General features: G+C 69.0%; 19 protein-coding genes. 6 read left to right on the forward strand and 13 right to left on the reverse strand.

Annotation, left to right across the window (positions count from 1 at the left end; translation table 11 throughout):
* Positions 1-412: 412 nt before the first annotated feature.
* Together ACZ6ZQ_RS27760 and ACZ6ZQ_RS27765 are read right to left on the reverse strand one after the other, a co-directional pair.
* Positions 413-1,588 (reverse strand): RNA polymerase sigma factor, encoded by a 1,176-nt coding sequence (locus tag ACZ6ZQ_RS27760; protein WP_469771256.1) that lies wholly within the window; start codon positions 1,586-1,588, stop codon positions 413-415.
* A gap of 8 nt (positions 1,589-1,596) precedes the next feature.
* Complete coding sequence (locus ACZ6ZQ_RS27765; protein WP_469771225.1) at positions 1,597-2,004, reverse strand: YciI family protein; 408 nt, start codon at positions 2,002-2,004, stop codon at positions 1,597-1,599.
* Positions 2,005-2,413: 409 nt separating this feature from the next.
* Between ACZ6ZQ_RS27765 and ACZ6ZQ_RS27770 the strand changes: the two genes are divergently transcribed.
* A complete protein-coding gene (locus ACZ6ZQ_RS27770; protein ID WP_469771226.1) occupies positions 2,414-2,830 on the forward strand; it encodes a VOC family protein in 417 nt (138 codons plus the stop codon).
* A 32-nt stretch (positions 2,831-2,862) separates the two neighbouring features.
* On the opposite strand, the gene ACZ6ZQ_RS27775 is transcribed toward ACZ6ZQ_RS27770, so the two are convergent.
* The 3 genes from ACZ6ZQ_RS27775 to ACZ6ZQ_RS27785 form a co-directional block, all read right to left on the reverse strand.
* Positions 2,863-3,336 (reverse strand): carboxymuconolactone decarboxylase family protein, encoded by a 474-nt coding sequence (locus ACZ6ZQ_RS27775; protein ID WP_469771227.1) that lies wholly within the window; start codon positions 3,334-3,336, stop codon positions 2,863-2,865.
* A 423-nt stretch (positions 3,337-3,759) separates the two neighbouring features.
* Positions 3,760-4,173, reverse strand: a complete 414-nt coding sequence (locus ACZ6ZQ_RS27780) for a DUF6463 family protein (RefSeq protein WP_469771228.1) — start codon at positions 4,171-4,173, stop codon at positions 3,760-3,762.
* A gap of 3 nt (positions 4,174-4,176) precedes the next feature.
* Complete coding sequence (locus ACZ6ZQ_RS27785; protein WP_469771229.1) at positions 4,177-4,659, reverse strand: DUF3995 domain-containing protein; 483 nt, start codon at positions 4,657-4,659, stop codon at positions 4,177-4,179.
* A 65-nt stretch (positions 4,660-4,724) separates the two neighbouring features.
* Between ACZ6ZQ_RS27785 and ACZ6ZQ_RS27790 the strand changes: the two genes are divergently transcribed.
* Complete coding sequence (locus tag ACZ6ZQ_RS27790) at positions 4,725-5,321, forward strand: TetR/AcrR family transcriptional regulator (protein WP_469771230.1); 597 nt, start codon at positions 4,725-4,727, stop codon at positions 5,319-5,321.
* Between the two features lie 245 nt (positions 5,322-5,566).
* Positions 5,567-6,079 carry a hypothetical protein gene (locus ACZ6ZQ_RS27795; RefSeq protein ID WP_469771231.1) on the forward strand — a complete coding sequence of 171 codons (513 nt, stop codon included), beginning with the start codon at positions 5,567-5,569 and terminating at the stop codon, positions 6,077-6,079.
* A 432-nt stretch (positions 6,080-6,511) separates the two neighbouring features.
* On the opposite strand, the gene ACZ6ZQ_RS27800 is transcribed toward ACZ6ZQ_RS27795, so the two are convergent.
* The 3 genes from ACZ6ZQ_RS27800 to ACZ6ZQ_RS27810 are packed head-to-tail and all read right to left on the reverse strand — an operon-like array spanning position 6,512 to position 7,958.
* Complete coding sequence (locus ACZ6ZQ_RS27800) at positions 6,512-6,757, reverse strand: hypothetical protein (RefSeq protein WP_469771232.1); 246 nt, start codon at positions 6,755-6,757, stop codon at positions 6,512-6,514.
* A 16-nt stretch (positions 6,758-6,773) separates the two neighbouring features.
* Positions 6,774-7,301 carry a protein kinase domain-containing protein gene (locus ACZ6ZQ_RS27805; RefSeq protein WP_469771257.1) on the reverse strand — a complete coding sequence of 176 codons (528 nt, stop codon included), beginning with the start codon at positions 7,299-7,301 and terminating at the stop codon, positions 6,774-6,776.
* Between the two features lie 42 nt (positions 7,302-7,343).
* On the reverse strand, positions 7,344-7,958 hold the full coding sequence (locus ACZ6ZQ_RS27810) for a DUF2867 domain-containing protein (RefSeq protein ID WP_469771233.1): 615 nt from the start codon (positions 7,956-7,958) through the stop codon (positions 7,344-7,346).
* Between the two features lie 93 nt (positions 7,959-8,051).
* On the opposite strand from ACZ6ZQ_RS27810, the gene ACZ6ZQ_RS27815 reads away from it, so the two are divergent.
* Positions 8,052-8,609, forward strand: coding sequence for a TetR/AcrR family transcriptional regulator (locus tag ACZ6ZQ_RS27815; protein ID WP_469771234.1), 558 nt, complete (start codon positions 8,052-8,054; stop codon positions 8,607-8,609).
* A gap of 75 nt (positions 8,610-8,684) precedes the next feature.
* On the opposite strand, the gene ACZ6ZQ_RS27820 is transcribed toward ACZ6ZQ_RS27815, so the two are convergent.
* Entirely contained in the window at positions 8,685-10,529 is a 1,845-nt protein-coding gene (locus tag ACZ6ZQ_RS27820) for a transketolase (RefSeq protein ID WP_469771235.1), read from the reverse strand.
* Between the two features lie 17 nt (positions 10,530-10,546).
* Entirely contained in the window at positions 10,547-12,010 is a 1,464-nt protein-coding gene (locus ACZ6ZQ_RS27825; RefSeq protein ID WP_469771258.1) for an NAD(P)/FAD-dependent oxidoreductase, read from the reverse strand.
* A gap of 301 nt (positions 12,011-12,311) precedes the next feature.
* On the opposite strand from ACZ6ZQ_RS27825, the gene ACZ6ZQ_RS27830 reads away from it, so the two are divergent.
* Positions 12,312-12,473 carry a hypothetical protein gene (locus ACZ6ZQ_RS27830; protein WP_469771236.1) on the forward strand — a complete coding sequence of 54 codons (162 nt, stop codon included), beginning with the start codon at positions 12,312-12,314 and terminating at the stop codon, positions 12,471-12,473.
* A gap of 25 nt (positions 12,474-12,498) precedes the next feature.
* On the opposite strand, the gene ACZ6ZQ_RS27835 is transcribed toward ACZ6ZQ_RS27830, so the two are convergent.
* Positions 12,499-13,203 (reverse strand): GAF and ANTAR domain-containing protein, encoded by a 705-nt coding sequence (locus ACZ6ZQ_RS27835; RefSeq protein ID WP_469771237.1) that lies wholly within the window; start codon positions 13,201-13,203, stop codon positions 12,499-12,501.
* A 504-nt stretch (positions 13,204-13,707) separates the two neighbouring features.
* Complete coding sequence (locus tag ACZ6ZQ_RS27840) at positions 13,708-14,043, reverse strand: helix-turn-helix transcriptional regulator (protein ID WP_469771238.1); 336 nt, start codon at positions 14,041-14,043, stop codon at positions 13,708-13,710.
* Positions 14,044-14,267: 224 nt separating this feature from the next.
* Here ACZ6ZQ_RS27840 and ACZ6ZQ_RS27845 point away from each other — a divergent pair, with 224 nt between their 5' ends.
* A complete protein-coding gene (locus ACZ6ZQ_RS27845; protein WP_469771239.1) occupies positions 14,268-15,215 on the forward strand; it encodes an STAS domain-containing protein in 948 nt (315 codons plus the stop codon).
* 66 nt (positions 15,216-15,281) lie between these two features.
* Here ACZ6ZQ_RS27845 and ACZ6ZQ_RS27850 read toward each other — a convergent pair whose 3' ends face one another.
* A complete protein-coding gene (locus tag ACZ6ZQ_RS27850) occupies positions 15,282-16,016 on the reverse strand; it encodes a VOC family protein (RefSeq protein WP_469771240.1) in 735 nt (244 codons plus the stop codon).
* Between the last annotated feature and the right edge of the window lie 522 nt (positions 16,017-16,538).

Below are 16,538 nucleotides of genomic sequence, written 5' to 3' on the forward strand. Positions count from 1 at the left end.
ACGGCACGGCCGCCAGGAATGTGACACAACGCGCGGACGACGGCCTGGAGCCGCTGCCAAGCGCGGCAACAGCCGGCCGATCGCGTCCACGATCACGTGGCGCTTCCTGCCCGCTGCCTTTTGGTTGAGGTACAGGAAATCCCGGTGAGATTGATCTTGCTGGGTCTGCCTACTTCGCGGGAGCTTCGAGCTGGTGGGCGAAGGCGCCGGCGCGCAGTTCCTTCCGGGCCGGGGATGTGGTTGTAGAGCGTGCCCGGGGAGACGCCCAGCAGCTTGGCGATGGAGGTGATCGAGCGGCCGGGGTGGGGCAGCAGGTCGCGGGCGGCCCGGATGACTTCGTCAGTGGCGACGGTGGGGCGTCCGCCGACGCGGCCGCGCGCCCGGTGCCGCGGGAAAATCCGAGCGCGACCCGTCAGCGACAACCGCGGGCGTTGAGCCGGGCGGCCTGGCGCGTCAGGTGGTCGCGCTCGGCGAGGTTGGGTGCCTTGTGGGCCGCCTCGGCGTACAGCCGTGCCGCCGTCGCCAGGTCGCCGTCGCGCTCGTGGAGGTACGCCGCCACCGCGGCGTGGCGGGGCAGTGAGTCGTCCAGTTCCGCGAGCGCCGCCAGGCCGGCGCGCGGTCCGTCGGCCTCCCCGACGGCGACCGCGCGGTTGAGCCGGACGACCGGGCTGTCGGTCAGGCGCGTGAGCTCGTCGTACCACTCGACGATCTGCACCCAGTCGGTCTCCTCGGCGCTGGGCGCATCGGCGTGGAGTGCCGCGATGGCGGCCTGGGCCTGGAACTCGCCCAGCCGGTCGCGGGCGAGGGCCGCCTGGAGGATCCCGACGCCCTCGGCGATCAACGCAGTGTCCCACCGGCTGCGGTCCTGCTCGGCGAGCGGCACCAGGCCGCCGTCGGGCGCGGTCCGGGCGGCACGCCGGGCGTGGTGGAGGAGCATGAGGGCGAGCAGCCCGGCCACCTCGGGATGGTCGATGCGGGCCGCCAGCTGCCGGGTGAGCCGGATGGCCTCGGCGGCGAGGTCGACGTCGCCGGAGTAGCCCTCGTTGAAGACGAGGTAGAGGACGCGCAGCACGGTGGCGACGTCGCCGGGCTGGTCGAAGCGCACGCCGGAGACGGTGCGCTTGGCCCGGCTGATGCGTTGCGCCATGGTCGCCTCGGGCACCAGATAGGCCTGGGCGATCTGGCGGGTGGTCAGCCCGCCGACGGCGCGCAGCGTGAGCGCGACCGCCGATGCCGGGGTCAGCGACGGGTGGGCGCACAGGAAGTAGAGCTGGAGCGTGTCGTCCACCGCGGGCGCCGGCCCGGGCGCCGGCTCCTCCGCTACTCGGTCCTCACGCCGTCGGCGGGCGGCGTCGGCGCGCGTCGCGTCGAGGAACTTGCGCCAGGCCACGGTGACCAGCCAGCCCTTGGCATCCCGCACGGGGTATCCCCCGCTCGAAGAGCTTGGGGAGGGGTCGGCCGCCCAGACCCGGAGCGCCTCGACCAGAGCGTCCTGCACGGCGTCCTCGGCCGCCGCGAAATCGGCTCCGCGGCGGACGAGGACGGTGAGCACGCTCGGCGTGAGGCTCCTGAGCAGGACCTCGTCCATCGATGAGGTCACTCCGTGATGGTGGGCGGCGCGGTCAGGAACGGGCGCACCTCCAGCCACTCGTGGATCGGCTTGCCGCCCGCCCCGGGGGCGGCCGACAGCTCCCCTGCCAGCTCGACGGCGCGCTCGTAGCTGTCGACGTCGATGATCATCCAGCCGGCGATGAGGTCCTTCGTCTCCGCGAACGGTCCGTCGGTGACCGGCGGGCGCCCCTCACCGTCGTAGCGGACCCACGCTCCCTCGGGGGCGAGCGCCTGACCGTCGACGAACTCGCCTGTCTTCTCCAGCCGGGCCGCGAAGTCGTTCATGTACTGCACATGCGCCGAGATCTCCTCCGGGCTCCACTGGTCCATCGGCACGTCGTTGACCGAAGCCGGGGCGCCGCGGTAGTGCTTCAGCAGCAGGTACTTGGCCATCGTGTTTCTCCCTCGGTGCTCGTGCGACCCATTGTGGTCGCATTCACCCCAGGGACGGAGCCGGACGCGGGTTCTCGACATCGCCGTCCGATTTTTTTTGACTCTCGTTGCCGTCGCGCTGCGAGGGATCGCCGGTCAGCGCACGCCGACCTCGGTGCCGGGTCGGTGCTACAAGCACGCCGCGATGCCATCCCCCGTGGTCGCGCACAGGGCCTGCTGATGGCTCGTCGGTCGGCATGCTCACCAGCCATGCTGCAGTCGTCGCCGTGCAGGGCATCAGCCTGGAGGGCCGGTCGTCGACCCGTTGCAGCAACAGGCCGTCGCTCGACGGCCGGGGAGTCGCCCCGATCATCGGCAGTGCACCGCCTAATCTGCCAGAACCGAAGTCTCATCGCGAAAGGAACGACCCATGCCTTCTCGACTCAACCCGTACATCAGCTTCAACGGCGACGCCCGGCAAGCCATGGAGTTCTACAAGGAGATCTTCGGGGGCACCCTGGCGGTGAACACGTTCGGCGACTTCGGCGAGAAGGAGGCCGGAGACGCCGCCGACAAGATCATGCACAGCATGCTCGAGACCGACAGCGGCTTCACGCTCATGGGCGCGGACACTCCGCCAGGGATGGAGCACAAGCCCGGGAACAACATCTCCGTGAGCCTGAGCGGGGATGACGCCGACGAACTGCGCGGCTACTGGGACAAGCTCTCCGGAGGCGGCACGGTCTCGGTACCGCTGGAGAAGCAGATGTGGGGCGACGTCTTCGGCATGTGCACGGACCGCTTCGGCATCACCTGGCTGGTCAACATCAGCGAGCAGCAGACCTGAGCGGAGGCGGCGCGTCGGCCTCTCCCCCCTGGTTATCCGAACTGGCCGGGCTGGTAGTCGCCGGCGGGCTGCTGGACGATGACGTTGGCGCGGTTGAAGGCGTTGATGAGGGCGATGAGAGACACCAGGGCGGCGAGCTGGTCCTCGTCGTAGTGCTTGGCGGCATTCGCCCAGGCCTCGTCCGTGACACCACCGGCCGCGTCGGCGATGCGGGTGCCCTGCTCCGCCAGCTCCAGGGCAGCGCGCTCGGCATCGGTGAACACCTTGGCCTCCCGCCAGGCCGCGACCAGGTTGAGGCGCACCGGGCTCTCCCCGGCGTGCGCGGCTTCCTTGGTGTGCATGTCGGTGCAGAAACCGCAGCCATTGATCTGACTGGCGCGGATCTTCACCAGTTCCTGCGTCGCGGCCGGCAACGTCGAGTCCGAGACCACCTTGCCCGCCGAGACGAGGTGCTTCAGGGACTTGGCCGCGACCGGGTTGCCGATGAGGTTCATGCGAGCATCCATGGTGCACTCCTTGCCGTTGCTGGTGGTTACACATCTCTGACGGAACAGCTCGGCACGATGTGACAGGAACGAATGTGACGTGCGCCTCCCCTGTCGCGGTGTTCAGCCACGCCACGAGGTTCGGGCTCGCGAACCGCCGATGCCCACGCGCCTGGGTGACTGGACGCACAGCCCTCCCTGATCACCCACGACTCACCGAGTGGCGTCGGTAACGGGACGCAGGGCGCGTGAGTGCCGCATCGACGCCGTGCTTGCCCCCTGCGCAAGACCGGCGGCTGACGCAGCGGCATCACCACCGAACTCGCCGCCCAGCACAACGAGTCGGCCTGGAAGTGGGAACCTGTGACCGAGGAAGCCCGCAACCGGCTCAGCAGCGACCCCGTGCTCAGGCTCGCCAGATGTCCGGGTGATCACGAGCACCAATCACGGTCGGTCATTGCCGGCAGGGGGTGTCCGACGACTCTCCACCGCGCTGTCACGCCGGGCAGCGATCAGGGCCAGCACCCCGAGCACAATCAGCCCGGGCGCGCCGGACACGGGATAGAGGATCTGCAGCGGCACACCGATGGCAAGCAGGTACCAGCCGAGCTGTGCCGGGAGCCTGCCGGTGTCACGGACGATGCGTTGGCTGAGTGTGCCCAGGGCGAGGAGGCCGAACCCTGCGAGGAAGAACCACATCTCGTATTCGCGCTGCGGATATCCGGGGACGGCATTCCAGAGCCCGTCGCGGGCCACGTCGTCGAAGGTGCTCGAGGCGATCAGAGCGACTGCGAAGTGCAGTGCGGTCAGCCCGATCACCAGTCGGGGAATCAATCGGCTCATTGTCACCTTTCTCATTTCCTACGCTCCTTGGCTGTCTGACGCGCGGCGTCGGCCCTGGCGGTGGGAAGAGCGGGTGGAGACGGCGACGTATGCCGTCAGCGCCCCGAGCGCCAGACACAGCGGGGAGTACAGCGCCAGGTCCCAGCGGGTGAAGTCGGTCGGCCGACGGGTCAGACCGGAGGAGACCAGACCAGCCGCACCTCGCAGCAGCAGCACGCCGGCGACGCCCCATACGCCCCGGCGCACCACACGACGCGGCCCCACCTGCGGGACCAACTCGGCCCGGGCCGCCGTGACATAGGCCGCCGCCCCGAGCACTGCCGCGACCACGGCCGTCAACTCCGGCGTGGGCAGGTCGGCTTCAGCGACCCCGACGACCGTACGGGCGAAGTCGGCTCGGCCGGCCAGTGGCCAGGGCGAGAAGGTCCAGATCCCGTGCAGGGCTCCGACCGCGCCCAGGCCGACTGCGGCCGTCGCCCCGGCGAGTTTCGTCAGCGCCATGTCGCCCCCGTGTCCGTAGCGTCCGTACACCCCTGTATGGAATGACCATACAGTACTGTACGGACATGGCAAGAAGGCACCTCACCCCCCAGGACTGGTCGACCGCGGCGCTGCGCGCGATGGCACGTGGGGGCATCGCCGCAGTCTCGGTCAACGCGCTCGCGGGCGAGCTGGAGGCAACCCGGGGCAGCTTCTACTGGCACTTCAAGGATCGCGATGCGCTGCTGACGGCCGCGCTGGAGGTGTGGGAGCGGGACGACACCACAGCGCTGATCGAAGAGTTGGGCGACATCACCGACCCCCGGCAGCGGCTGACGGCCCTTTTCACCATCGCGCTGGGGCAGGAAGACATCAACGGCCTGGAGCCCGCGATCGTGGCTCACGCCGATCACCCCGCCGTTGCCCCGGTCCTGCGCCGGGTCACCGAACGGCGGATCGCCTATCTCACCGACCTGTACACCGATCTGGGGCTGGCCGCCGCCCCAGCCCGGCGTCAGGCGGTCGCCGCGTATGCCGCCTTCCTCGGATGGCTCGAACTCCGCCGCTCCGCCTGCGACATCGTGCCCGAAGTCGCCGCGACCGGAACCACCGCCACTGCCGCCCTGGAGCACCTCATCACCGCGCTGGCCCGATCCGCCGAGCACCAGGCGAAGCCGGAGTGAGCCGCAGCAGACAGTGCGCATGGATTCGCCAACCCCACAGACTTCCGGGATCCGCGATGCTGCTGTGCCAGGGAACGTTCACCCCGCTGGTCGCGATGTCCTCGATCGCCGGACGGCTGGACAACCCGGGCTCGCGCGGCGATTGAGCCCTGCTCAGGTCCTCCCTCAGCGGGTGGGCTCTCCGCCGTACGGCGGAGAGAGTCCGCCGTAGCGGACGAAGCGCGGCTGTCAGGTCCAGGGCCAGCATGTACGTCATGACCACAGCGACCGTCCCCCTCTCCGCATCCGCACCCGCACCTGTCTGGGCTCGCCGTGCCGCCCACGCCATCGCTCTGTGCGCACTCCCGTCCGGCCTGTGGCGCATCGCCATGGCATCCGGTGTCTATGTGGGCTACAGCGACCAGGTGTTGCGCGACGTCTTCGACATCCCGGGCTGGGGCATCGCATACGTCGTCGGCCTCTCCGTCCTCGCCGAGCTGGCCGCCCTGTTTCCGCTGCTGCTCGTCAGCGACAGATGGCGGCCGCTGCGCCCCCGGGCCCTCGCCGCGCTCGCCTGGACCGCGTCGGGCGTCCTGGTCCTGGTGGCGTTGTGGCAACTCGTGGTCGCTTTCACCGTCGAGAGCCAGACGTACATGTCGAGCGGTACGGCACAGACCGTCTGGGGCTTCGCTTTCGCCCCGCTGTTCGCCATCCCGGCCTTGATGACCGCGGTGACCTGGTCTTACACAAAGCGGCACCGGGCACGGGGACGGGCATAACCTCTGCCCCCACCTCTGCACCGGCCACGCGCCGGGCTGCGAGCCTCCTTTCCGGCAACGATCCCGTGGAGGACCGTCCGGTCGTCCAGCCGACACCGCCAGGCCGCCGGGCTGGCGAGCCGACGGGCTGGCGGGCGCGTCCGTCAGCGCCGGGTGAGATGGACGGCGCCCCGGCGGACTGGGCACCTTCGTCACCCAGGCGCAGGGTGTCGCGGCCGGTCATCGTGACCACGTAAACATTGCCCTTGGGGTAGGAGACGACGGCCGATCGGTCGGTGGGGTGGCTGGTGACCGCCTCGAAGACCATCGATGTCCCACGCACTTCCCGCAGTTGCAGGGCCTCGGTGCATCCCAGCTCACGGCCGGAGCCCACCTCGGCCACGTCGCTGACCTGCTTGCCCGCCAGCTCACCCCGCAGTGCCGGGTGGAGGGTCAGGTGACGGCGACCTGGTCGGTCCGGGCCTGGGTGACGCCGTCGGCGGTTGGGGTGCCCGGGCCGGTGCCGACCCATGTACCTGCCCAGGACGCGGGAAGTGAAGCGGCGGTGGGTGACGGCGAAGGCCTCCCGCCGGATGCGTCATTGCCGGAGAGACGCTGCACGACGAGCGTGCCCGCCGCGGCGATCAGGGCCGCGGCAATGGCCCTGCGACCGCCCGGCCGGTACGGCCGGACAACCACCGTCGCAGTGAACCGGCTACCAGCGGCGCGCCGCCGGAACGCCATCGAGGTTCGGTTCCTCGTGCACCATGCGGTACAGCAACACCGCGGCCGAGACCTCCTCGCTCGGGTGGGAGAAGGGGCCCATTCCCGTCGCCGCGTACACCAGCACCGCAGCCAGGGAGAAGACATCGCCCGGCGCACCCGATCCCCCGGCACTCGCCTGCTCCGGCGCCAGATAGCCGGGAGAACCGATCACACCGCCGGTCCTCGTGTGACGCGAGTCCTCCATGGCGCGCGTGATCCCGAAGTCGATGAGCAAAGGACTACGGCGGCCCAACAGCACATTGGACGGATTGACGTCCCGGTGGGCCAGCCCCGCCCCGTGTACGGCCCCCAGCGCCCCGCACAGCTCGGCCGCCAGAGCCGGTACGGACCGCTCGGGCAGCCGGCAGCCGATGCAGTTCCTTGGCGTAAGCGAGGACAGGGCGGTGCTCCGGTGCGAGGTGAGTGAGACCCCGGTCGGCGGCGGCGTCCTTCGGCCGAAGCACCCAGCCGTCGACAGCCGCGCTCGCCCAGCGCAGCAGTTGCTTGCCGGCGTTCATCATCAGCCCCGTTCGCCATGCTGCGCCGCGAGATCGTCGCGGTCGAGCCAGGCTCGTTCCCACTGGCGGGCCAGGGCTGGGTAGACGATGAAGTATCGGAAAGGCGCGATGGCGGCCATGTAGAGCCGCCCGAACCATCCGTTGGGCTTGACGAGGACGGCCATCCGCAGCTCGTGGTCACCGTTCGCACCCTGCACCCAGCTGAGGTGCATCACGGTGTGCACGGTCTTGTTCGCCAGTTCGCGAGCGGACTCCGTGGCGATCTCGTAGATCCCTTTCAGGGGCATATTGTCGTTGTCCTGGCCCCGGTGAGCATCGCGGAGGTCACCGGGCAGGCGGCCCCGGAGCGAGGCAACCCGCGCACCGACACCCGCCGTCGGCTTGTCCCAGCCGAGGAGCGCGCCGAGCTTCCATCGAACGGCGAACAAGAACCGCACCGGCCAGGTCTGTCTCGCGAGCCCGCCGGATGTCCGCATCGCTGCCAGCATCGCCGGGAAGTCGTCAGGCCCGGCTCCGGGGGTGCGGAATGCCCATACGTCCTCGACTCCGAAGTCGGAGGTGAGTTCGTGGATGCGCCACGCATGCTCGGTGTGGGTGGACTTCGCGAGTCGTGCCACGATTCGACCTCTCGTTCTGTACGCAGCCGTACATCTCATCTGTACGGTACCGTACACTCTCCGGATCAAACACCCCTGAGAACAGGTGAGACGGTGCCTCCCATCGCTCGTACCCCACGAAGTCGCTGGATCGAAGCGGGACTCCACGCCTTCGCCCGGGGCGGACCGGACGCTGTCCGAGTAGAGACTCTGGCCGCCGAGATCGGGGTGACGAAGGGCGGGTTCTACGGGTACTTCAACGGGCGTCCCGCGTTGCTCGACGAGATGCTCGACGAGTGGGAACGGCGTTGCACCAACGACATCCTCGAGCAGGTCGAGTCCGAAGGCGGGGACCCGGCCGAAAGGGTCCGGCGCGTCGGCCAACTGACCTTCTCGGAAGACCTGCACCGGATCGATCTCGCGGTCCGTGAGTGGGCTCGCCATGACCCGTCGGTCGCGAAGCGACTGCGGCGGATCGACAACGCCCGGATGGACTTCCTTCGCGCAATGTTCGGGAGCTTCATCGCAGACCCCGACGAGGTCGAGGCACGAAGCACTCTGACCTTCGCGCTCGCGATCGGCCGCCACTTCATCGCCGCAGACCATCCCGGACGCACCAAACGCGAAGCGATCCACCTGGCCGGAGAACTTCTCCTGCGACCCCAACCGTGAACAACCGAGGTTGTGAACCAGGCACAGGCTCAAGTAGGCCCCTCGGGCACGACGATCCGCCAGTGCGACGACCCTCTAGGGCACGACGATCCTCTCCACCAGCAGTTTCACCGCCGCAGCGATCGACTCCGCGTCGATGCCGGAGGCATGCATCTGCTGCTCCGGTGTCGCCGACGCGGGCATGTTGCGCACGGCCAGCCGGGCGAGTCGCGGTACCGGACGACCGTCCGAGAACGCGTCGGCGACCGCGTCACCGAGCCCGCCTTCCGGATGGTGGTCTTCCACCGTGAGGATGCATCCTGTCGCCCCGGCCGCGTCGTTGAGCGTGTTCACGTCCACCGGCTTCACCGAATACAGGTCGATGACCCGGACCGGGATCCCGTCGGCGGCGAGCGCGTCCGCGGCGAGCATGGCCTCGTGCACCGTCGCGCCTGCGGCGACGATCGTCGCCCGGTCCTGGTCGGTGCGGAGCAGCACCTTGCTGCCGCCGACCGGGAACTCCTCGTCGGCGCCGTAGATCACGGGCGTCGCGCCGCGGGTCGTGCGCAGATAGCGGACTCCGTCCAGATCCGCCATGGCCGCCACCAGCCGTGCCGTCTGATTGGCGTCGCACGGATACAGAACCGTCGAGCCGTGGACGGCGCGGAACATGGCCAGATCCTCCAGACCCATCTGCGAGGGGCCGTCCTGGCCGATCGCCACACCCGCGTGCGAGCCCACGAGATTGATACCGGCCCGGCTCACCGACGCCATCCGGACGAAGTCATGGGCCCGGGTGAGGAACGCGGCGAAGCTGGACGCGTACGGCACCCAGCCGCGCGCCTGCAGGCCGACCGCCGCCGCGACGAGCTGCTGTTCCGCGATGTAGCACTCGAAGAACCGGTCCGGATGCTCCTTCTTGAAGTACTCCGCCCGCGTGGAGTCGCTGACCTCGCCGTCAAGAGCGACCACGTCCCCGCGTGCGTAGCCGAGCGCCGCCAGGGCCCGTCCGTACGCCGTGCGCGTCGCCTCCTCGTCGCCGCGGTCGAAGCGCGGAAGCTCCAACGGGCCCTTGGCCCGGGGCGGCTGAACGCTCGCCGACGGCGGGACCTGGGCCTCGGCGCGCACGAAGCGCGGCCCGCCGAGTTCCTCTATCGCCGCCTTCGCGTCGGGCAGCGGCTTGCCGTGCTTGCCTTCCTGGTCCTCCACAGCGGCGACGCCGCGGCCCTTGAAAGTGGCCGCGATGACCGCGGTCGGCCGGTCCTGCATCCGCCTCGCCTCGGTGAGGGCCTTGTCCACGGCCTCGACGTCATGGCCGTCGATCTCGACCGTATGCCAACCGAAGGCACGGAGCCTGCGCGCGTGCGCGTCCAGGTCGTGCTGGTGGCGGGTCGGCCCCCGTTGCCCGAGCCGGTTGACGTCGACGATCAGCGTCAGATTGCTCAGCTTCTCGTACGAGGCGTGCTCGACGGCCTCCCAGACGGAGCCCTCCGCCATCTCGCTGTCCCCGGACAGCACCCACACGCGATACGGGATCTGGTCGAGGTACTTGCCCGCGAGGGCCATCCCGACGCCGATCGGCAGGCCTTGGCCGAGCGAGCCGGTGGCTACGTCGACCCAGGGCAGCCGGGGCGTGGGGTGCCCTTCCAGCGGGCTGTCCAGCCGGCGGAACGTCAGCAGCTCCTCGTCGTCGACCGCGCCCGCCGCCTTGAAGAGGGAGTAGAGCAGGGGCGACGCATGCCCCTTGGAAAAAATCAAGCGGTCGTTCGCCGGATTGTCCGGGGCTTCGAAGTCATAGCGCAGATGGTGGGCGAGGAGTACGGCGGCGAGGTCGGCGGCCGACATCGACGAGGTCGGATGCCCCGAGCCCGCCGCGTCGGCGACCCGTACCGAATCCACCCGCAACTGCTGGCCGAGTTCGGCCAGTTCTTCGTAGCGCATGTCACTCCTTTCGCACGTCACTCCTTGGACGGCGGCCCCGGGACCCGGGCGAGCTCGGGCGAGGCCGTGTCCAGCGGCACGGACCAGGAGCGGACCAGACCGAGTTGCACCGCCTGGCGTGGCAGCGCCGCGTCCAGCAGCCAGTCGGCCGCCACCCGCACCCGGTTGCCGGGCATCGCGGCGAGGTGGTAACCGCGGGTGACCGCGCCCGCGAGCGGTCCCGACAGGGGTACGCCCAGAGGGTTTGCGGCCGCCTGCACTCCGCCCAGGTCCACGGCGAAACCCAGATCGTGGTGCCGGTAAGGGCGGGCTGTGCCGTGCCCGAGGGAGGCGGCGACGTTGCGGGCCACGAGATCGCCCTGACGGGTTGCGTGCTGCGCGGTCATGGGGGTCAGCTCGAAGCCGTCGTAACCGCCGGAGCTGCCGTCGGGGCTCACGCCGGTGCCGTTCCCGGAGAGGGGGCGGGTCAGATCGGGCACGGCGGCGGCGTCACCGCAGGCGAACACCTCGGGGTGCCCCGGCACCTCCAGCCGTGGCGTGACACGCAGCCTGCCGCGCTCCGTCGGCAGGCCGACTCCGGCAACAAGCGGATCGGGCCGTACGCCGACGCACCAGACGAGCGTCCTGGTCGCGATGAACTCGCCGTCGTCCAGCCACACACCGGCCGGAGTCGCCTCCTTGACGGACGTACTGGTGCGTATCTCCACGCCCCGGCCGCGCAGCACCCGGTCCGTGGTCTCGGACAGCCGCCGGTCGAGTCCGGGCAGCACGCGGTCCGCGACGTCGATGAGCAACCAGCGCGGGCGGGTGCCGGGCGAACGCCAGGCCGCGCCGTGGGGCGGCCTCGGCCGGGCCATCTGGGCGTGCAGCGCGTCGGTGAACAGCTTCCCCTGGGCAGCGACCTCCGTCCCCGTGTACCCCGCTCCCACCACCACGAAGGTGCACCGGGCGGCGCACTCGTCGGTGTCGTCGGAGTACGCGGCCAACTCGGTCTGCCGGGTGATGTGATCGCGTAGGTAGAGCGCTTCGGGCAGCCCGCGGAAACCGTGGGCGTGCTCGCTCACCCCGGGCACGGGCAGGAGCTTGTTCACACTTCCGACCGCGAGGACGAGCCGGTCGTACGCCAGCTCCCCGGGGCCGCCCTCCGGGTCCGTGTAGTGCACGCGGCGCTCCGCGAGATCGACCTGCGTCGCCTCACCGAGCACGAGCCGCACCCGGGGGAGGGTGTGCGCCAGCGAAATGGTCACCCTCCGTGGTTCCAGGATGCCGGCGGCCACCTGAGGCAGCAGGGGCAGGTACAGAAAGTAGTCGGTGGGGTTGAGCAGCACGAGCTCCACGCGCTCCCGGGCGAGAACCCTGGAGAGGGTCCGCGCGGTCCGGTGGCCGGCGAACCCCGCTCCTACGATGACGACGCGGGGCACGCGGTCCCGTGCGTTCCGGGAGCGGTCCTGCTGAGCCTGCGTGTGCCGTCGGGCCTGCATGTCCTCGGCCTGCACGACGAATCGCCTCCCATGTGGACAGGGTGCGAGGGACAGGACGTTCCGGGTACCCGTCCGATTCCGTCGTAAACGCCGTCGTCGACGAGGCCGTACAGAAGCCTGCCGGCAGCACCGGGCAGCGAAGCCGTGAACGCCTCCGTGAATCCAGCCTCCCCCCGTCCGCCCGTCACGGCCACACGAGACACAACGGTCCACCCGGCACAGCCGATTGAACGTGTCCCATCGGTTCCCGTCAGTAGGACCGACTGCGGACCATCCGGTCGACGACGAACCGAGGAACCCTGTGGACGCCATCGTGATGCTGCGTGAGGACCACAGGACGGTGGAGAGGCTGTTCAAGCGGTTCGAGAAGACAGACAGTCATGCCCACACTGAACGGAGGGACATCGCCGACCAGGTGATCGAGGAACTGACCGTCCACCGCGTGCCTTGCCACGCACGCTGATCCAGCCTGATCCGGAAGACAGCCCCTAGTCGTCCATTCTGATGCGCCCGACAACGACATCGCGAGCAGCCTCGGTCACAGTCTCGCCGTGTGCGAAGGCATATGCCCGCAGCCGGTCCAGGGCCTGCTCGGGAGTGAGAGCGAGTCGCACCATGAGCATCCCCGTCGCCTGGTGGACCTCGTCGTGGTCGATTTCGGCCATGTCCAGCCAGGTGGCGGCATCCAGTCCGCCCTCTTCGGGCAGGCCGGCCTGCAAGGTCAGCAACGCACAGCCGATGGCGCCAGCAGCGTGAAAGGCGAAAGCCGCGTCCCGCTCGCTCAGCGCGCCGGGGGTGTCGCGGTACAGATCCAGTGTGCCGATCGGCACCGCCATGCTTCCGAGCGGAAGCGAGAAGACCGCCTTCACGCCGAGCGCTACGGCCTGCTGGGCAAAGACCGGCCAGCGGCGGGCGTCCTGTCCCCGGGTCAGATCCGCTGCGACCACCCAGGCCGCGAGGTCCAACGCACTCTGACATGGGCCTTCACCGAGGGTGTACTGAGTTTCGGCCAGTTTGCCGGCGACGGGGTCGCTCGACCACCACACCGCCCGGGCAGCCCCTCCCCCGGACAGGGAGACGGAAGCCCCTGTGATGTCGAGGACCTCCACGCACGCACGGCACAGCCGCGCTGGTGCGCTTCTGGCGGCCGCCCCGGCTGCGGCCAGGGCAAACCCCCTGTCCAGGGTGCTCATGCCCTGGGTTCCAAGGAGTGGACGATCGTCGTCGAAGTAGGGACGGCTGCCACCCCGACCGTGGTCTTCGGGGGGCACGGGCTCCATCTCGGTTCACCTCCCTACCGCTTCCCTGCATATGGCGCCTTCCCCCCTGCCGACGGGGTCAGTCCTGGCTCAGCCGAGGGCGCGTCGGGCGATCTGAACGCCCAGGCAGGAACAGCTGTACGGGCGGGAAGTGATACTGCTCGTCGTCGGCCGGGCCACAGGAGCCGCAGGAGCTGATGGACCTGGTCACGCGTGAAGCGGGGCGTGTGGCCATAGGCCATCTCGCCGCCTTGGACTTCTGCCGACAGTTGGATGACCACGTGACAGGAAGCCGGATCGACGCTTCACATGACCCCTCGGAACTGGGGCACCTGCGCCGAGGGGTGTTCTGGCCAGGCTGAGGAACTGGCGTCACGACACGCGGTCGGTGGTGCTTGGTCTTCAGCTGCCTCGTCGGGGAGCTCTTGAAGACGGACCCTAGTGGTCATCACCGTCCTGCGACCCGTCCGCCCGGCCAGGAAAGCCCGCGAGTATCTGGAGCAGAGGTGCGATGTCCCTGTTCCTCTCAGCAGGATGGCGAAACTTGCCACCCATGATCACCTGGTACCTGTTCCGCCTGCCCTCGCGCGTGTGCGTGAGGTAGCCGCCCTCCTCCAGATCGGCCACCAAGGCCTGCACCGTCCTTTCGGTCAGGTCCAGCTCCGCCGCGAGATCACGGATCCTGACCCACGGGTTGCGCGCGATGGCCGAGAGGACACGTGTGTGATTCGTAAGGAATGTCCACGTGGTGCGCTGCGGCATCGGCCTGTCCATTTCTCAATCATACGAGACGGGAAACACCCATTTCAATTAGCGCATCACATTTCATGTATCTATTGACGGGTGTAAGGCCGCGTAGGACGATGAGAGGGAAAGATTGGTCGGGTAGAGGGAGCGCTCTGATGTCCTCTCGATCCGGAGCATCCCGGAATGAGCCTGACGACACGGCCGCGCAACGAGTACCCACGGGTTACACGAATTGCAGCGCGAAGCTCGCAGTGACCGTCACCAACAACGGCGCCCACAGCCGCGTCCTCTCGATCGTACGCGGCGAGATCGACGCGAAGGGGGCTCCGACACTGCGCCAGGTGCTCACCGCTGCACTACGGTCCGGGAGCGGCCTTGAGCTGGACCTCGGCGACGTCGTCTTCTGTGACTCCTCCGGCCCTCGTGTACTCAGGGAAATGCGAAATGAAGCCATGGCGTCCCACCGGACGATCACCATCGTGAACGCGGATCCACCGGTTCGCGACCGGCTGCAGGCGGAGGGCCTTCACGACCTCTTGGACAGCGAGTCGCCACGCGAGGATGACGTCCAGCGGGCGAACTCGCTGCTCACCGGAGTCCTCGAGACCCTCACCGGCGTCGGTTTCCAGACCTCCCCCACGGACACCGAGGGCGCGCCAGGGTTGAGCGTCGAGGTGCATCCCCGCGGAATAGCCATCAGGTGGGCGGCATCGGCCGGTCTACGTCATCGGGACGAGCATGACCAAGGCCCGGAAGCACCCGAATATCCCGGAATCGACAGCGCCCTGCACGCCGCGGTAGTGGTGGCCCTCACCAGTGTCGGCTTCCTGATCGACGACTCTCCCGGCACCCACGAGGTGGTGGTGACCGGCGCGCAACCAGAGTCTCAGGGCTGTCGGATCCGGCTCGACGACGCCACAGCCGTTCAGGAACGGGCCAGAAAGGCCATTGCCGACCGCGCCACAGTCAATGAGGCCGTCGGAGTCGTAGCCGGGACGGGGCGGCTTACTCCAGAGCAGAGCCGACACGTTCTGCGGGAGGTTTCGCGATCCACCGAAATTCCGCTTCTCAGGGTCGCCGAACAGCTCGTCGACTGGGCCGACGGGGGAAACATCGCCTCCGGTCTCCGGGAGCAACTCGAGCGCAGTCTCGCCCGACACGAGCCCGACACACCCCCAGCCTCGGCCGACGCCGACTGAGCGCGAGCCGCCCTTGCCGCCCCTCGGGGGCTTCCCGCTCCGTGACTCTCAGCCCCGACCGAGCCGCTATTCGTTGACGCGGGTGGTGACTGTGAAGAGTCCCCCGTCGGGGTCGCACAGCGCGACCTCCTCGGCCCGGCCGTTCGTCGTGACGGACTGCGACACGACTACGCCGCCGAGCTTGATTGCCTTCTCGACGACGTAGTCCATGTCGGAAACGTAGAAGTGCACATGCCAGCGTGGCGAGATCCGCGGGTCGGGAGCCGCGTCGATCGCGCCGCCGGTGAGCCGTGCGACGGCGTCTCCGTTCTGGCGCAGGACCACATGGTCATCCTCATAGGAAACCTGGCACGAGCCGGGCCGATCGCCGGCCCAGTCGAGGACCTCGGCGTAGAAGATGGCCGCTTCGAATGCATCTCTGGTGCGCAGCTCCAGCCAGGCGGGAGCTTTGTCCCGGCCAACGCCCCAGCCGGGGATGACCCTGCCCTGCCAGATGCCGAACACTGCGCCGTCCCGGTCCGCAGCCAGGGCCGCCCGGCCGGTGTCGAAGCTGAGTGGGCCGACCGCGACGGTCGCGCTGCGTTCCCGGATCCGCGCCGCGGTCGCGTCGGCGTTGTCCACGGCGAAGTACGGGGTCCACGCGACAGCAACCGCCAGGCGGCCGGCGAGGGCGCCGATGCCGGCAACAGGAGCTCCGTCAAGGCAGGCGACGGAGAATTCCTCCCCGAGTCGAGTCGGTCGGAAATCCCAGCCGAAAACGCCGCCGTAGAAATCCTCAGCGGCATCCAGATCCCGGGCCATGAGGCTGACCCAGCACGGAGCGCCGAATACCGCATGACTTGATGTCGACATGAGTCGCCAATCCGCTGGGGCTCAGAGCCTTTCCACAGTACCCCCGTCCGGGGCAGCACGATGAAAATCGGTGAACCACTGAGCACATGCCGTCACCAAGTGAGGTTGCTCGCAGAGCCGTGGTCCGATCCCCGTGGGCGGCGTCGCCCGGGTGACGGAAGGCGTGTCGGCAGCGTGCTCGTCCAATCTGGCCGACATTCGTCATCGTGTGCGAGGCCCCGATTAATCCACTCGACATCGAGCTGTTGCAAATCAAATTCTGGTTGTTCGTCACCTCCGTCGAGAACGTGCGAGGAACGGCATCGAGACGGTCGGGCCCTTCGCGTCCCTGGTGGACCGGGCCAAGGACGCCAGCCACGCCGCACGCGGCAGCTGAGCCCTCTCGAGCGTGCCGCTCAGGCTCGATCCGGTCCGGGCGGTGACAAGGGCTTCAACCGCGCACGCCGCTGCGGTAAGCCGGTCGCCACCCTG

The organism is Streptomyces sp. NPDC053673 (genome assembly GCF_055585225.1).

Bases quoted from the DNA above. Each gene is read 5' to 3' on its own strand.
- ACZ6ZQ_RS27760 (WP_469771256.1), bottom strand. From the start codon at position 1,588: ATGGACGAGGTCCTGCTCAGGAGCCTCACGCCGAGCGTGCTCACCGTC.
- ACZ6ZQ_RS27765 (WP_469771225.1), bottom strand. From the start codon at position 2,004: ATGGCCAAGTACCTGCTGCTGAAGCACTACCGCGGCGCCCCGGCTTCG.
- ACZ6ZQ_RS27770 (WP_469771226.1), top strand. From the start codon at position 2,414: ATGCCTTCTCGACTCAACCCGTACATCAGCTTCAACGGCGACGCCCGG.
- ACZ6ZQ_RS27775 (WP_469771227.1), bottom strand. From the start codon at position 3,336: ATGGATGCTCGCATGAACCTCATCGGCAACCCGGTCGCGGCCAAGTCC.
- ACZ6ZQ_RS27780 (WP_469771228.1), bottom strand. From the start codon at position 4,173: ATGAGAAAGGTGACAATGAGCCGATTGATTCCCCGACTGGTGATCGGG.
- ACZ6ZQ_RS27785 (WP_469771229.1), bottom strand. From the start codon at position 4,659: ATGGCGCTGACGAAACTCGCCGGGGCGACGGCCGCAGTCGGCCTGGGC.
- ACZ6ZQ_RS27790 (WP_469771230.1), top strand. From the start codon at position 4,725: ATGGCAAGAAGGCACCTCACCCCCCAGGACTGGTCGACCGCGGCGCTG.
- ACZ6ZQ_RS27795 (WP_469771231.1), top strand. From the start codon at position 5,567: ATGTACGTCATGACCACAGCGACCGTCCCCCTCTCCGCATCCGCACCC.
- ACZ6ZQ_RS27820 (WP_469771235.1), bottom strand. From the start codon at position 10,529: ATGCGCTACGAAGAACTGGCCGAACTCGGCCAGCAGTTGCGGGTGGAT.
- ACZ6ZQ_RS27825 (WP_469771258.1), bottom strand. From the start codon at position 12,010: ATGCAGGCCCGACGGCACACGCAGGCTCAGCAGGACCGCTCCCGGAAC.
- ACZ6ZQ_RS27835 (WP_469771237.1), bottom strand. From the start codon at position 13,203: ATGAGCACCCTGGACAGGGGGTTTGCCCTGGCCGCAGCCGGGGCGGCC.
- ACZ6ZQ_RS27840 (WP_469771238.1), bottom strand. From the start codon at position 14,043: ATGGACAGGCCGATGCCGCAGCGCACCACGTGGACATTCCTTACGAAT.
- ACZ6ZQ_RS27850 (WP_469771240.1), bottom strand. From the start codon at position 16,016: ATGGCCCGGGATCTGGATGCCGCTGAGGATTTCTACGGCGGCGTTTTC.